The 14,607-nt window shown below is 65.5% G+C and carries 11 protein-coding genes; 3 read left to right on the forward strand and 8 right to left on the reverse strand.

Going from position 1 to position 14,607, the window contains the following annotated elements:
- The first annotated feature begins 74 nt into the window (after positions 1–74).
- The gene (uvrA, locus tag NJ1_RS22235; protein ID WP_174557107.1) at positions 75–3,116 is read left to right on the forward strand and encodes an excinuclease ABC subunit UvrA; all 3,042 of its coding nucleotides are present in this window, start codon (positions 75–77) and stop codon (positions 3,114–3,116) included.
- A 74-nt stretch (positions 3,117–3,190) separates the two neighbouring features.
- On the opposite strand, the gene NJ1_RS22240 is transcribed toward uvrA, so the two are convergent.
- Together NJ1_RS22240 and NJ1_RS22245 are read right to left on the reverse strand one after the other, a co-directional pair.
- Complete coding sequence (locus tag NJ1_RS22240; RefSeq protein ID WP_067697491.1) at positions 3,191–4,084, reverse strand: alpha/beta fold hydrolase; 894 nt, start codon at positions 4,082–4,084, stop codon at positions 3,191–3,193.
- Positions 4,085–4,115: 31 nt separating this feature from the next.
- Complete coding sequence (locus NJ1_RS22245) at positions 4,116–4,772, reverse strand: TetR/AcrR family transcriptional regulator (RefSeq protein WP_067697493.1); 657 nt, start codon at positions 4,770–4,772, stop codon at positions 4,116–4,118.
- A 183-nt stretch (positions 4,773–4,955) separates the two neighbouring features.
- Between NJ1_RS22245 and gnd the strand changes: the two genes are divergently transcribed.
- Positions 4,956–6,398: an NADP-dependent phosphogluconate dehydrogenase gene (gene gnd / locus NJ1_RS22250; protein WP_067697495.1), complete on the forward strand. Its 1,443-nt coding sequence runs from the start codon at positions 4,956–4,958 to the stop codon at positions 6,396–6,398.
- Between the two features lie 154 nt (positions 6,399–6,552).
- Positions 6,553–6,711 (forward strand): DUF397 domain-containing protein, encoded by a 159-nt coding sequence (locus NJ1_RS40235; protein ID WP_218025244.1) that lies wholly within the window; start codon positions 6,553–6,555, stop codon positions 6,709–6,711.
- 12 nt (positions 6,712–6,723) lie between these two features.
- Here NJ1_RS40235 and NJ1_RS22255 read toward each other — a convergent pair whose 3' ends face one another.
- From NJ1_RS22255 to NJ1_RS22280, 6 genes are all read right to left on the reverse strand, one after another.
- The gene (locus NJ1_RS22255; protein WP_067697704.1) at positions 6,724–7,515 is read right to left on the reverse strand and encodes a glucose 1-dehydrogenase; all 792 of its coding nucleotides are present in this window, start codon (positions 7,513–7,515) and stop codon (positions 6,724–6,726) included.
- A gap of 113 nt (positions 7,516–7,628) precedes the next feature.
- Positions 7,629–8,483 carry a helix-turn-helix transcriptional regulator gene (locus NJ1_RS22260; protein WP_067697497.1) on the reverse strand — a complete coding sequence of 285 codons (855 nt, stop codon included), beginning with the start codon at positions 8,481–8,483 and terminating at the stop codon, positions 7,629–7,631.
- A gap of 182 nt (positions 8,484–8,665) precedes the next feature.
- Positions 8,666–10,621 carry an ATP-binding cassette domain-containing protein gene (locus NJ1_RS22265; RefSeq protein ID WP_067697499.1) on the reverse strand — a complete coding sequence of 652 codons (1,956 nt, stop codon included), beginning with the start codon at positions 10,619–10,621 and terminating at the stop codon, positions 8,666–8,668.
- 37 nt (positions 10,622–10,658) lie between these two features.
- Positions 10,659–11,852 carry a type III polyketide synthase gene (locus NJ1_RS22270; protein WP_067697501.1) on the reverse strand — a complete coding sequence of 398 codons (1,194 nt, stop codon included), beginning with the start codon at positions 11,850–11,852 and terminating at the stop codon, positions 10,659–10,661.
- A 112-nt stretch (positions 11,853–11,964) separates the two neighbouring features.
- Positions 11,965–13,431, reverse strand: a complete 1,467-nt coding sequence (locus tag NJ1_RS22275; RefSeq protein WP_067697502.1) for a cytochrome b5 domain-containing protein — start codon at positions 13,429–13,431, stop codon at positions 11,965–11,967.
- A 327-nt stretch (positions 13,432–13,758) separates the two neighbouring features.
- On the reverse strand, positions 13,759–14,571 hold the full coding sequence (locus NJ1_RS22280) for an LppX_LprAFG lipoprotein (RefSeq protein WP_281202152.1): 813 nt from the start codon (positions 14,569–14,571) through the stop codon (positions 13,759–13,761).
- Positions 14,572–14,607 lie beyond the last annotated feature (36 nt).

Raw genomic sequence — 14,607 nt, forward strand, 5'->3', positions numbered from 1 at the left:
GAAACTTGTCGGTGGGCGCGCCTAGCATGGCGTCGGGGGTAAGTCTGGATGCCGAAACGTTGGAAGGACGGCTTGTGGCGGATCGCCTGACGGTGCGCGGAGCGCGGGAGCACAACTTGAAAGGGGTCGACCTCGACCTACCCCGCGACAGTCTCATCGTGTTCACGGGGTTGTCCGGCTCGGGGAAGTCCTCGCTGGCATTCGACACGATCTTCGCCGAGGGACAGCGGCGTTATGTGGAGTCGCTGTCGGCGTACGCGCGGCAGTTCCTCGGGCAGATGGACAAGCCCGATGTGGATTTCATCGAGGGCCTCTCGCCCGCGGTGTCGATCGATCAGAAGTCGACCAACCGCAATCCGCGGTCCACGGTCGGCACCATCACCGAGGTGTACGACTACCTGCGCCTGCTCTTCGCGCGCGCGGGCACGCCGCACTGCCCGGTCTGTGGTCATCTGATCGAGAAGCAGTCGCCGCAGCAGATCGTGGATCAGGTCCTGGCCATGGAGGAGGGCCTCAAGTTCCAGGTCCTGGCGCCCGTGGTGCGCACTCGCAAGGGCGAGTTCGTCGACCTGTTCGATCAGCTGCACGGGCAGGGCTACTCGCGGGTGCGGGTGGACGGTGTGGTGTATTCGCTCACCGACGTGCCCAAGCTCAAGAAGCAGGAGAAGCACGACGTCGAGGTCGTGATCGACCGCCTCGCCGTGAAGACGAATTCCAAGCAGCGCCTGACGGATTCGATCGAGACCGCGCTGCGTCTGGCCGACGGCATCGTGGTGCTGGACTTCGTGGACCGCGACGAACACGCGCACGATCGTGAGCGCCGCTTCTCCGAGCGCCTGGCGTGTCCGAACGGGCACGCGCTCGACATCGAGGATCTGGAACCGCGGTCCTTCTCGTTCAACTCGCCCTACGGCGCGTGCCCGGACTGCACCGGTCTCGGCATTCGCAAGGAGGTCGACCCCGATCTGGTTGTGCCGGACGGGGATCTGAGCCTGGCGGACGGTGCGATCGCGCCGTGGTCGCGCGGGCAGACGGCCGAGTACTTCACCCGGCTGCTGTCGGGTCTGGCCGAGGGCCTCGGCTTCTCGATGAAGACCCCGTGGAACAGCCTCTCGCCCAAGGCCCGCAAGGCGGTGCTCGAGGGCAGTTCCGAGCAGGTGCACGTCTCGTACACCAACCGGTACGGCCGCAAGCGTTCGTACTACGCCGATTTCGAGGGTGTGATGCCGTTCCTGCAGCGCAGGATGGAGAGCACCGAATCCGAGGCGATGAAGGAGCACTACGACGGGTACATGCGGGACATCCCGTGCCCGGTGTGCAACGGCGCGCGGCTGCGGCCCGAGATCCTCGCGGTCACCCTGCGCGCGGGCGAGGACATCAAGTCCATCGCCGACATCTCCGAACTCTCGATCGGCGAGGCCGCCGGATTCCTCAACGGCCTGACCCTCGACGAGCGTCAGGCCGCCATCGCCGCGCAGGTGATCAAGGAGATCCAGGCGCGCCTGGGCTTCCTGCTCGACGTGGGCCTGCAGTATCTGAGCCTGTCCCGTGCGGCGGCCACGCTGTCCGGTGGTGAGGCGCAGCGTATCCGGCTCGCCACGCAGATCGGTTCCGGTCTGGTCGGTGTGTTGTACGTGCTGGACGAGCCGTCCATCGGCCTGCATCAGCGCGACAACCGACGTCTCATCGAGACCCTCACGCGGCTCAAGTCGCTCGGCAACACCCTGATCGTGGTCGAGCACGACGAGGACACCATCCACGCCTCGGACTGGGTGGTGGACATCGGCCCGCTCGCGGGTGAGCACGGTGGCCGGGTGGTCTACTCCGGTCCCTACGAGGGTCTGCTGAAGGACAAGAATTCCCTCACGGGCGCTTACCTTTCCGGTCGTGAGCAGATCGAGGTGCCGCTGGTGCGGCGGCCGATCGACAAGAAGAAGCAGCTCACCGTGGTCGGCGCGACCGAGCACAATCTGCGGAACATCGACGTCAACTTCCCGCTGGGTGTGCTCACCGCGGTCACCGGCGTTTCGGGCTCGGGCAAGTCGACGCTGGTGAACGACATCCTGGCGACCGTGCTGGCCAACAAGCTCAACGGCGCGCGTCAGGTGCCGGGCCGGCACACCCGCGTCAACGGCCTCGATCATCTGGACAAGCTGGTGCAGGTGGACCAGTCGCCGATCGGCCGTACCCCGCGCTCGAATCCGGCGACCTACACGGGAGTTTTCGACAAGATCCGCACCCTGTTCGCGGCCACCACGGAGGCCAAGGTGCGCGGCTATCAGCCCGGCCGGTTCTCCTTCAACGTGAAGGGCGGTCGCTGCGAGGCATGTTCGGGCGACGGCACTCTCAAGATCGAGATGAACTTCCTGCCGGACGTGTACGTCCCGTGCGAGGTGTGCCACGGTGCGCGCTACAACCGGGAAACCCTGGAGGTGCACTACAAGGGCAAGACCATCGCCGAGGTGCTCGATATGCCGATCGAGGAGGCCGCGGAGTTCTTCGAGCCGGTCACCTCCATTCACCGGTATCTCAAGACCTTGGTCGAGGTCGGTCTGGGTTATGTGCGCCTGGGCCAGTCCGCGCCGACGCTCTCGGGTGGTGAGGCACAGCGCGTGAAGCTCTCGGCCGAACTGCAGAAGCGTTCGACCGGCCGCACCGTCTACATCCTCGACGAGCCCACCACGGGGCTGCATTTCGAGGACATCCGCAAGCTGCTCAAGGTCGTCAACGGTCTGGTCGAGAAGGGCAATACCGTCATCGTCATCGAGCACAACCTCGATGTCATCAAGACCTCCGACTGGGTGATCGACATGGGGCCCGAGGGTGGTTCGGGCGGTGGAATGGTCATCGCCCAGGGCACTCCGGACGATGTCGCCGCGGTGCCGGAAAGTTACACCGGCCAGTTCCTGAAGACGGTGCTGGACGCCCAGCCGCCGTCGCTGTCCGCGCCCGCACCGGCCAAGGCGAAGTCCGGTGCCGCGAAAGCGGCTCCGGCCAAGTCCGCTGCCGCCAAGAAGGCGCCCGCGAAAAAGGCTGCGGCACCGAAGGCTTCGGAGCAGACGGCCGCTGCGAAGAAGGCCTCGGCCGCGCGTCGCAAGGCTGCCGCGCTGCGCTGATGGTGTGACTCGACGCAAGCCCCGCACCGGTTCCGGTGCGGGGCTTCGCTTTTCCGGCGTGCAACTATGTCCGGTTATCGAGTGGTATTGCGTTGCAACAGATTCCGGATGAAGGCCGCGACGTCCGCAGGCTTCTCCTCGGCCATGAAATGCCCGGCCTCGATCGGCTGGTAGGTGGCGTGCGGCGCCCACTCCCGCCAGAGGGCGGAGGCGTCGAACCCCAGGCGCGAACCCCAGTCCTGGGAGAGCACGCCCACGGGCATGATCAATTGCGCGCCCGCTTTGCGGTCTGCTCGATCCATCTCGAGATCGATACCGGCGGTTGCCCGGTAGTCCGCGACGATGGAAGGCACCGCCCGCGAACAGCTTTCGATGTAATGCCGGCGAATGTGCGGCGGGAAGGTGGTGCCGGCGGGATCCCAGGCGTCGAGGAAGGAGGCGAAGAAATCCTCGGCCACCGCGTCGATCATTCGCTCGGGCAAGCCTTTCGGCTGCGCCATCAGATACATGTGCCAGGCGACCGCGGCGTCCACGCCGTGCAGCACGTCCCAGGTGTCCATGGTGGGCAGCACGTCCAGGATCCCCAGATGGGTGACGGTATCGGGGTGGTCGAGTGCGGCGCGCACACCGACGAGCGCACCGCGATCGTGGCCGATCAGGGCGAATTGTTCGTGCCCGAGTTCGTGTGCGACGGAGACGATGTCGTGCGCCATGGTCCGCTTGGAGTAGGTGTGCGGGGACGTCTCCTCGGGTTTGCCGCTCGCGCCGTAGCCGCGCAGGTCGGGCGCGATGACCGTGTACTGCCCGGCGAGTTCGCGGGCGATGTGCCGCCACATGAGATGGGTCTGCGGGAAACCGTGCAGCAGCACCAGAGGGTGGCCGGACCCGCCCACGGCGACATTCACCGGCAGGCCGCCTTCGCCGGGCAGCTGCCGGTAGTCGAAATCGTCGATCGTCGTGCCCGTCACTGGCGCGCACCTTTCGTTTGGTGGGAAGTGCTCAGGAGAAGATGCCCGGCAGTGGGGGAGCGGGGTCGGCGCTCGCTCGCAGTGCGGGAATCAGGATGGCGTCGATCAGGTGCGTCAAATACTCGGGTCCGGTGGGCAGTCCGTTCAGTCTGCGCAGGAGCAGGACCGATCCGGTGATCTCCTCGTAGGGGAACGGCTGCGCACCGGGCGGTAGTTCGCCGCGTTCGACCGCCGCCGCGATCACTGATGCCGGAAGTTTGGCGCCGGTCGGTCCGGTCGCGTCCTCGATGTGACGGCAGAGGTCCGGGTCTTGCAGGCCCGCCTGCAGCAACAGCAGGCTCATCGCCGGATCGGCCGCGCGCATGGTGGTGTCGAGCCGTTCGCACAGGGTGATCAGGTCTCCGCGTAGTGAGCCGGTATCGATCGCGTCGGGGCGCGCGCGAGATGCCGGACCGGCTTTGACGGCGGCGACCACCATGTCGCGCTTGGTCTCCCAGCGCCGATACAGGGTCGCTTTCGATGCTCCAGCTCGGCGTGCGACCGCCTCGAACGTCAACGCCTCGTAGCCGACCTCGCCCAGCAACTCCAGCACACTCGCGAGAATCTCGGCCTCGCGGCGGTGATCGCGAGGTCGTCCGGCGCGCACTCGATCGTCCGGATCCTCGGGGGTCTTATTACGAAACGACACGTTTCGTACCGTATCAGAGCGTGGTCGTCTGCCCAGCATCCCCACCGGGACTCCGGGTCGCTCGTGGTGAGGCCGACCGGGTAGAAAGAATGCGGCGGTGTGGACACGATCCATGACCGCCACCGCACGGCTTCGCGCGGTAACCCAAGTTCACCCTGTCGAACGAAGAAGAGAGACTGATTCATGGCGTCCTCCACAGCGCGCGCACAGATCGGGGTCACCGGCCTGGCAGTGATGGGCAGCAATATCGCCCGCAACTTCGCCAACCACGGCTACACGGTGGCGCTGCACAATCGCAGTGTCGCGAAGACCGATGCTCTGCTCGAGGCTCACGGCGGCGACGGTGATTTCGTGCGCACCGAGACCATCGAGGAATTCGTCGCCGCGCTGGAGAAGCCGCGCCGCGTGCTGATCATGGTGAAGGCCGGTGACGCGACCGATGCCGTCATCGAGGAGCTCGCCGACGCGATGGAGCCGGGCGACATCATCATCGACGGCGGCAACGCCCTGTACACCGACACCATCCGGCGCGAGGCAGCGATGAAGGCGCGCGGGCTGAACTTCGTCGGCGCGGGCATCTCCGGCGGTGAGGAGGGCGCGCTCAACGGCCCGGCCATCATGCCCGGTGGTCCGAAGGAGTCCTACGAATCGCTGGGCCCGATGCTGGAAAGCATTGCGGCACAGGTCGATGGCACGCCGTGCTGCACCCACATCGGCCCCGACGGGTCGGGCCACTTCGTGAAGATGGTGCACAACGGCATCGAGTACGCCGATATGCAGCTGATCGGCGAGGCGTACCACCTGTTCCGCGATGCCCTCGGGTTCGGCGCGAAGCAGATCGCGGATGTGTTCACCCAGTGGAACTCCGGTGACCTGGAGTCCTACCTGGTCGAGATCACCGCCGAGGTGCTGAACCAGGTCGATGCCAAGACCGGCAAGCCGCTGGTCGATGTGATCGTCGATGCCGCCGAGCAGAAGGGTACCGGCCGCTGGACCGTCAAGTCCGCGCTGGATCTGGGCATTCCGGTCACCGGTATCGCCGAGGCCGTCTTCGCGCGCGCCCTGTCCGGTTCGCGCGATCAGCGCAAGGCCGCCAAGGGTCTGGCCTCGGGCACGCTGGCCGAGAAGCCGACCGATGTCGAGCAGTTCACCGAGGACATCCGCCAGGCGCTGTACGCCTCCAAGATCGTCGCCTACGCCCAGGGCTTCGACCAGATCGCCGCCGGCAGCGTCGAGTACGACTGGGACCTGAACCCCGGTGACATGGCCACGATCTGGCGCGGCGGCTGCATCATCCGCGCCCGCTTCCTGAACCGCATCAAGGACGCCTACGAACAGGACCCGGCCCTGCCGTCCCTGATCCTGGCGCCGTACTTCCGCGAGGCGATCGAAACCGCCATCGACTCCTGGCGTCGAGTGGTCGCCACCGCGACCCTGCTCGGCATCCCGGTCCCGGCCTTCGCCTCTTCGCTGTCGTACTACGACGCCCTCCGCGCCGAGCGCCTCCCGGCCGCTCTCACCCAGGGCCAGCGCGATTTCTTCGGGGCTCACACCTACGAGCGCACCGACGGTCCCGGCAAGTTCCACACCCTGTGGAGTGGTGATCGTTCCGAGGTCTCCGCGTAGCGGATCTCTTGTACGAACGGCAGGGCCGCGGATCACCGATCCGCGGCCCTGCTGCTTCTCGGCACAAATGCCATCCTCTCGAGTCCCGAGCGCCGGGATAGCTTCAGGCGTCGCCGGTGTCGTCCGAGCGAACGGGCGGGAAGTCTCGAAGAGCATGCCGGACTGTGTCGAGGTCGCGTTTCTGGTGGATGGCACTGTGGCGGTGAGGCATTCGAAGGTTCCGGACGGTCATGTACTGGTCTTCACCCCCGGCGAATGGGATGCATTCGCCGGGGGTGTGGCGGACGGTGAGTTCCGGTGCCCTAGAGGCTGACCTGTACCGGCGCTAGTGCATTGCCGCCGGGGTGGCGGCGATCATGCCGCCGTCGATGAGGAGGTCTTGGCCGTTGATGTAGGAGGCTTCCTGGGAGGACAGGAAGGCTACGGCGGCGGCTATATCGTCGGGGGCGCCGAATCGGCCCGCGGCGACTGTGGCGACGACCGCGGGTTGTGCTTCGAGACTCACGTTGGCGTGGAACATGGGGGTCGTGATGTAGCCGGGGCTGACCGAGTTCACTCGGATTCGCCTGGGGGACAGGTCTGCTGCGAGGGTGCGGGTGAGGTTGTGCACCGCGCCCTTGGTCGCCGAGTAGAGGGTCGCGCCGGGGACGCCCTTGTGGACCACCACCGAGGCGTTGATGACGATGGCCGAACCGTCGCTCAGCAGGGGGAGGGACTGCTGGACGGTGAAATAGACGCCCTTGAAGTTGATGTTCACCAGGCGGTCGAAGGCCTCCTCGGTGACGTCTGCGACGGGCGCGAACTCCGCCACGCCCGCGTTGGCGAACAGGACGTCGAGGCGACCGTAGCGGGTGCGGATGGCATCGGTCAGGGTGTCGAGATCGGCGCGGTTCGCGACGTCACCGCGTACCGCCAGGATGCGCTGTGCCGCTTCGGCTTGCGGGAACTCGGTGCGCAGGTGTCCGGCCGCGTCGTCGAGCCGGTCCTTGTCGCGCCCGGTGACGATCACGTGCGCACCTTCGCTCAGCAGCCTGCGCGCGGTCGCCAGACCCATCCCACTGGTACCGCCGGTGATCAACGCGATCTTGTCGTCGAATCGAGAAGTGTTGTGTGTCATGAGATTCAGCATCGCGAGTAGACCGAGACTCAAACAGTGTGCGTTCAACCTGGGTGTGCCACCACCAGGCTGCGTCGACGCACAGGACGTTCCTGAACGGCCGGCTGATGAGATCAGGTGAGCGGTAGCAGGCTGCGGCGGGTCAGCTCGTTCAGGCGTTCGGCGGTGGGGGTGGCGGGGGTCGGGTTGTAGAGCTCCAGGTACCAGTCGGGGTGATCGACGACGGTGAGGGTGACCTTGTCGAAGCTCATCGTGCCGACCTCGGGGTGGTGTAGGACCTTGATCACGGGGGTGGGGGTTGCCACGTCGTGGCGGGACCACAGTTCGGCGAATTCGGGGCTGGCGCTGGAGAGTTCGGTGACCAGGCGGGCGAAGATCGGGTCGCCGGGGGAGTGGGCGGCGTCGGCGCGGAAGGCGGCGACGAGGTCGGGGGCCATTGCCGACCATTCGGGGTGCAGGGCGCGGAATCGTGGGTCGGTGAAGAAGGTGACGAGGCAGTTGTGCGGGGTGTCGTCGTAGCCGAAGACGATGCGGGCGCCGTCGTTGACGGCCAGCAGATTCCAGTACCGATCGCGCAGGACAGCGGGACGGGGAGCCCAGGAATCGAGTACCCCGCGCAACTCGGCGGGGACCGTCGCGGCCGAGGAGTCGCCGGCGCGTGGTGGTCGCAGTCCGGCCAGTAGGAACAGGTGTGCGCGTTCGGGTTCGGTGAGTCGTAGCGCGCGGCTCACGGCATCGAGCACCTCGGCCGAGACATTGATATCGCGGCCTTGTTCGAGCCAGGTGTACCAGGACACCCCCACTCCCGCGAGCTGCGCCACCTCCTCGCGCCGCAACCCGGGTGTTCGGCGAGTGCCCGCGCTGACCAGTCCCACCTCGTCGGGCCCGATCCGAGCCCGCCGGGTGCGCAGGAAGTCCCGAAGCTGTTCCCGTCGACGCTGCTTCGCTACCGATGTACCGCTGACCATATGTCGGGCAACAACGTCGAGCCCGTCATTACTCCGCCGCTCGATGCCCGGCGCGGTCCCTCGGGCACTCCGGCACCTCACGCCCACCGATGCTTCGCCCATGGAAGGCCACGGAGATCCGGCAACAGAAGACGAATGCCCCGCACCGAAACTCGGTGCGGGGCATCGTGTATCGCGGAGACTCAGGCGGTCGGCGCTGCGACCGCCTCGGCCTCGGCCACCCGTCCGAAGTCCAGCTTCACCAGTTGGTCGGCCAGGTGGAAGTAGCGGTCGTCGTGGGTGATCACGATGACCGTCTTGCCGCGGCGCTTGAGATCGGCCAGGATCTCGCGGTAGAACACCTCGCGGAACTTGGGTTCCTGATCGGCGGCCCATTCGTCGAACAGGTAGATCTGGCGGTCCTCGAGCAGCGCGGTCAGCAGCGCGAGCCGCTTGCGCTGTCCCTGGGACAGATTGATCGTGGACAGTCGCCCGTCCTGCACGGTCACCTTGTGCGCGATCTGCAGTTCCTCGAGGTAGCGCCGCACCTCGACGTCGATGCCGGGTTCGAAGCCCAGGTAGTCCTCGAACAGGTGGAAATCGGTGAAGATCGCCGACGAATTCTGCCGGAACCACTCGATGTTCTCGTGGTCGATCGGCTCGTCGTTGAGTTTGAGCGTGCCGGTGCGCGGCACGTACAGACCCGTGATCAGCTTGGCGAGAGTGGATTTGCCGCTGCCGTTGCCGCCGACGACGAAGGTGATCTGACCGGGTTCGAAGGTCAGGTCGATCGGGCCGAGCTGAAAGCCCGTCGCGTCCTCGGAGGGCGGCGGTCCCATGGGTGGGCGCATATCGGGCGCGCCGTGCTTGATTCGCTTGCGGCCGTTCACATCCGGCCGCCCGGCCGGACCGGTCGGTGCGCCGTGCGGCGCCGGACCGCCGTTCGGCGGCGGCGCGTGATGCTGCCCCGGAGCCGGTCGGCCCGCACCCGGATGACCGGGCTGCCCCGGCCGCCCCGCACCGGGATGCCCCGGCCGCCCGGCCGTGGGCGCACCCTGACCCGGCACCGGATGGCCGCCGGGATTCGGCGCCGCACCGGGTGCCGACTGCTCACCCGGCAGCGGCGGGAACGGCGACGGCGCTTCGGACTGGTAGCTGTAGCTCACGCCCACGAGCTCGAGCCGCGCCGAGGTGGCCGCGGGCCGTTCGGTGTACGGGAGCTGCTCCTCGTTGTGCGCGGTCGTCATGGACAGCTCCATGCCGCGAATCTTGGCCAGCGCCACGTCACCGCGCAGCAGATCCGGAATCCGATGCATGAAGTTCTGCATCGGCATCGACAGGAACGTTGTGACCAGGATGTAGCCGAACATGACGTCCTTGGGCACGTTCAGCGCCGAGGCGATCGAGAACAGGATCAACGCCATCGTGCCCAGCTGCAGCAGCTGTCCGAAGCCCTGAGCCACCGAGAACTTGGAGCCCGCCTCGACGTTCTGCTCACGCAGCGAGTTGGCGGTGCCGAGCAGGTGCCGGTCCATGAAGTCCCGGCGCCGGCCCCGATGCAGCTTGAGTTCCTTGATGCCCAGGGTCACCGCCTGGAAGGAGCGCAGCAGCGCGTCCTCGTTCTCACGCGCCTCGCGGTAGATCTTGCGCACCCGCTTGAGAACCAGTTCCACACAGGAGATTCCGAGCAGGGTTCCGGCCACGGTGAACGCGAAAATCGGCCCCGAGATGATCGCGAGGTACGTGAAGCAGCCGATGATGGTGGCCACGTCGACGCAGATGCTCGGAATGGCCGTCACCGCTTGCGACAGCGACCGCACGTCCTCGATGAGCGTGGTCATCAGCCGGTGCATGCCGAGCCGCTCGAGGTGTTCGAGCGGAGCCGACACGATCCCGGAGCTCAACTCCGACCGCAGCCGGTAGATGGCGTCCTGCGCCAACCGGATCAGCAGGACCTGCGAGAGGACACCGCTGACGAGGATGACCAGCCCGGTGAGGGCGAAGGCCATGAACGTGACGTTCGGGTGCGGTTCCGGTGACACTACACCCCGAATGAGTGTCACCAGATAGGTGTTGGCCACACCGCAGAGCAGGCCCGCGGCGATGATCGCGACGATCCGCATCCAGGAAATCGAGATGAGGAATCTGAGGAGTTGCATGGTTGCTGCGCTCTTTCGAATCGGGCAGTTCGCTCGACTAGCGGCGAATGATGTCGAAGACGATGCCTTCGAGGGTGACGCCCGGCGCGAAGGAGAAAGCCACACCGGTCGAAATCGGTTCCGCCGTCTCCGCCTGCTGGACCATCTTCTCCAGCACGAAGATAAGCGAGACACTCAGCATATTTCCGTACTCCGCCAGGACGTCCCAGCTCACGGCCGCGCGCTCGACGGGGATACCCAGCGAATGCGCCGATTCCTCGATGATCTTGGGTCCACCCGGGTGGATGGCCCACAGATCGATATCGGCCTTGGCCAGTCCGTTACGTTCCAGCACGCTCGTGATGACCGGATCGACACCGCGGTAGATGTACTGCGGCAGGTTCGCCGACAGTTCGCAGGTGATCCCGTTGTCGTTGACGCCCAGGACGATTCCGTCCTCCGCGTCGTCGAACAGGTAGCTGAAGCTGTCCCGGATGACGATCTTGCCCGGAGCCAGCGGCTCGTGCACCTGACCCGCGCCGATCACGACCGCGCCGCATCCGTCACCGAAGAGGCTGTGGATGATGACGTCGTTGATGTTGTCGTCGAAAACCGCGTTGGCCGAACTGATCTCGATGCAGATGACCATGGCCTTCTTGTCCGGGTGCGCCCGGACGTAGTCCACGGCGGTGCGGAAGGCGTTCATCGCCGCCGCGCAGCCCATGAAGTTGACCACGACGCGGCTCACCGTCGGGGAGAGGCCGAGCTGCTTGACGACCGCGACATCCACACCGGGAGCGATGAATCCGGTGCTGGTGGCGAACACCAGCATGCCGATCTCGGCGTGCGGATCCTCGATGCCGGCGATGGCGCGGCGGGCCACGTCCACCGCGAGCGGCGCGGCGTGCTCGAAGAACAGGTTCATCCGATCCCGGATGGTGGCGGGCTTGCTGCTGAACTCCAGGAAATCGGGGTCGACCGGGTCGACCGCCAGATGCCGATTGGTGATCTTCGTCTTCTGGTAGATCCGGGGAATCCTGGTGCGCTGCACCGGATCCGCGAACAGCTCGGTGACCTTGTCCGCGGCCTCGGCCTGATCGAAGATCTGCAACGGGGCACCCGTCGCGATGCTCTCGATCACGCCGACCGTGGTGGGCGGCGACGGCGGTAGCGAGCGCTGTGCCCGATCGTCGCGACCGATGTCGTGTCCGAGATCGTCCCCCACGGAGTAACGGAATGCCGTCGCCGGCATCGCACTTCCCTCATCGATAGTAATAGACACGAGATGACTCCCCTCTAAAAGTGATGATCGAGCAAGCACTGCCTGCGGATGTCTCGATCACCGTTTAATCAGTGGAACGGATCTAGACCGTTCCAATTCCGGTGAAACCCTGAACCGTGTACACGGCGCATGTTTTCAGAGCCAAGGGCGAGAAATGCTCCCGCCAGAATCCCCAATTGCGTTCCTGCGCATCGTCGGAGCGGGAAAGCAGATAGACCCGAATCTGCTTGGGGAATCGATCCGTGAAGAAACTCTTCGCCGGCAGCCATTCCACACCGAATTTGGCCGCCTCCTCGCGCAATACGTCCTCGGTCGCGATATTGGCGAAGCCGCTGCGCTGGAACGGCAGTACGTGATGCACGCGGTGCGAGCTCAATCCGGCCGACAGGAAGCAGTCGACGTAGCGGTTGCCGATCACCTTCAGGTCGTAGGCCTGCTCGAGCTGGTTGATGCCCCAGTCCTCGGTGTTGGATTCGATGTGCTCGGTCTCCACCTCGAAGTCGTGGCTCGCCACCACCAGGAAGGTGCTGATCCACAGGCTGAGCACGAATTGCAGTGCCCAGGCCCAGAAGTCACCGGCCAGCGTGAAGGCGATGAGCTCGCCCAGGAGCAGGAACCGCACACCGAACGAGCCGATGAAGTGCGGCAGCGCGCCGCCCCAGGTGCCGTACATGTCCTTGATGCCCACTTTGCGAGTGAGCCGGCAGACGTCCAGCAATCGGATGGTCATACCGGTGACGGCATGGCCGAACTTGTGGATGGTGTGGATCGGGATCCGGAACAGCCGGGGGATCCGCGTCATCATCGTGAAGACGTTCTTCTTGATGTCGACTTCACTCTGGGTGTGCGGGTGGTGCAGCAGGGCGTGTCCATCGGCGGTGACGAAAGCCAGTGCGACATAATTGAAGTCGAAGGCATTCGTATAGATCTTGTTCATGCCCTTCTGTGCGCGGTGGATCGCGTAGTGGCCGAAGCCGGCCAGCGAGCTGCGCAGCAGCACCATCGCGATCACGAACACGGGCAGCGGCATCCAGCTGCGCTCGAAAAGGCGCAGGCCCTGGACCGCGAAGTAGGCGACGGCCAACAGCGCGACGACGATATTGAAGACGGTGTCCATGCGCCGCAGGCGGGCCGCGAGCTCGGGTTCCTTGATCCGGGCCTTGACCTTGTGCAGCAGGTCTTCCTTGTTGTCGAAGCGGTACTTCGGGGTATCGCGCCAGCTGTCGAAACCCTCGGTGAACAGGAAGTCCGGTGCGTTGGCCTTGGGGTGGATGTCCTCGGGCAGCGCGTCGCGATCGAGCGAGTACTTCTTCAGGACTCGTTCGATGCCCTCCGGATTGCGATGGTACGAACCGATAATGGAGGTGATGTCTCTGTTTTTCGTTCGCCCGATGAAGAACTCGCCGCCGGGGTGCTTGGAGATCCAGTCGCTCAGGTCATAGGCTTTGCCGTTGTAGACCCACACGTTGGAGATCGGTGGCGGCCCGTCGGGGCCGGGAGGCCGACGAAACTCGCGCTCCTCTACGTCCGGGCGTTCGTCGGTTGTCATCTCTTTCCTCCGTGTCCGATCGGCTGTGCGGCGCCTGATGCCTGAATGCCTGCGGTCCGCCGATCAAAATCACACGCACACACTGCGTTCGAGCGTTGTATATGTATCTTCCGTGCAACGCCTTGCATTCCACTGAACAATCTCTTAAACCGATAGCTTCGTTAGCGCCCAAATTTTGGGGCGAGCGGGCACGACCGACCGGTACCATTCGGCGCCTTCGGCGTGAAATGCGAAAGCCGGCCCGGGGAGAGGTGTGCGACAGCCGTTGTGGCGGTGGCGCTTTCCCGGGGCCGGTCTTTCAGAACATGAATATCAGCGCATCGCTGATCAGTTGCCGGGCTTGACTACCTCGAACTTCTTGCCCCAGTCGGACAAGGTCACGGTCACATTGCCGGAGTCCTTGGTGATGACGGCCTGAACCAGGTTCGGGCCGGTGCCGGGGGAGGCGGCGGTGGAGGGCAGGGTGGTGGCCGAACCGCTCGGCGGGGCGACGTCCTGGATCCACAGGGTGATCGGCAGGGTGCCGGCCTTCTCGCCGATCTTCGGGACGATCGGGTCGATGACGGTGCCTTCGATGGTGCCGGTGACCTTCACGGTGTCGACGCCGTTGACCTTCTCGCGGGATTCGACCTTCGGGTTCTGCACGTTCGCGATGACGTTCGCGATGCCCTTGTCCTTGTCCAGGATCACGCCCGGATCGTAGATCTGGACCGCGTCGCCGACCTTGCTGTAGGTGCTGCCGTCACCCGCGTACAGGGTCTTGTCCACGACGAGGAACTTGGTCTGGGTGAAGTCGGCGTCCGGCTTCAGGCGGACCTTGGCGTCGCCCTTGGCCTGACCGGCGCCCTGCGGCTGGTTGGTCACGTCGGCCGAGACGGTCTCCACGGGCAGGCTCGGGATGTTCTTGACCGCGAGACCCATGTGCACGTACTGCAGGGTCTGGGTGGTGCGCGAGGACTCCTGCACGATCTGCGCGCCGTCGGGCAGCGCGCCGGTGGGAGCCGGAGAAGAAGTGGTGGTGGAGTCGTCGTTCGACGAGCAGCCCGTCACCAGCGCCGCGAAAACGGACGCCGCCATCAGTGCCGGGACGAGGCCCTTGCGCGAGGTCCGGCCGAACCGGGAACCACGCCCTCGTGTCATCGAATCAATCATATTTTCAACCCCCGTGGAGTTCGA

Source organism: Nocardia jejuensis NBRC 103114 (assembly GCF_001613145.1).
GTDB classification, from domain to species: domain Bacteria; phylum Actinomycetota; class Actinomycetes; order Mycobacteriales; family Mycobacteriaceae; genus Nocardia; species Nocardia jejuensis.

What these genes read in the sequence shown, in the direction of transcription:
- NJ1_RS22255 (WP_067697704.1), bottom strand. Translation starts at nt 7,515, where the DNA reads ATGACACACAACACTTCTCGATTCGACGACAAGATCGCGTTGATCACC.
- NJ1_RS22265 (WP_067697499.1), bottom strand. Translation starts at nt 10,621, where the DNA reads ATGCAACTCCTCAGATTCCTCATCTCGATTTCCTGGATGCGGATCGTC.
- NJ1_RS22270 (WP_067697501.1), bottom strand. Translation starts at nt 11,852, where the DNA reads ATGCCGGCGACGGCATTCCGTTACTCCGTGGGGGACGATCTCGGACAC.
- gnd (WP_067697495.1), top strand. Translation starts at nt 4,956, where the DNA reads ATGGCGTCCTCCACAGCGCGCGCACAGATCGGGGTCACCGGCCTGGCA.
- NJ1_RS22260 (WP_067697497.1), bottom strand. Translation starts at nt 8,483, where the DNA reads ATGGTCAGCGGTACATCGGTAGCGAAGCAGCGTCGACGGGAACAGCTT.
- NJ1_RS22280 (WP_281202152.1), bottom strand. Translation starts at nt 14,571, where the DNA reads ATGACACGAGGGCGTGGTTCCCGGTTCGGCCGGACCTCGCGCAAGGGC.
- NJ1_RS40235 (WP_218025244.1), top strand. Translation starts at nt 6,553, where the DNA reads ATGCCGGACTGTGTCGAGGTCGCGTTTCTGGTGGATGGCACTGTGGCG.
- NJ1_RS22275 (WP_067697502.1), bottom strand. Translation starts at nt 13,431, where the DNA reads ATGACAACCGACGAACGCCCGGACGTAGAGGAGCGCGAGTTTCGTCGG.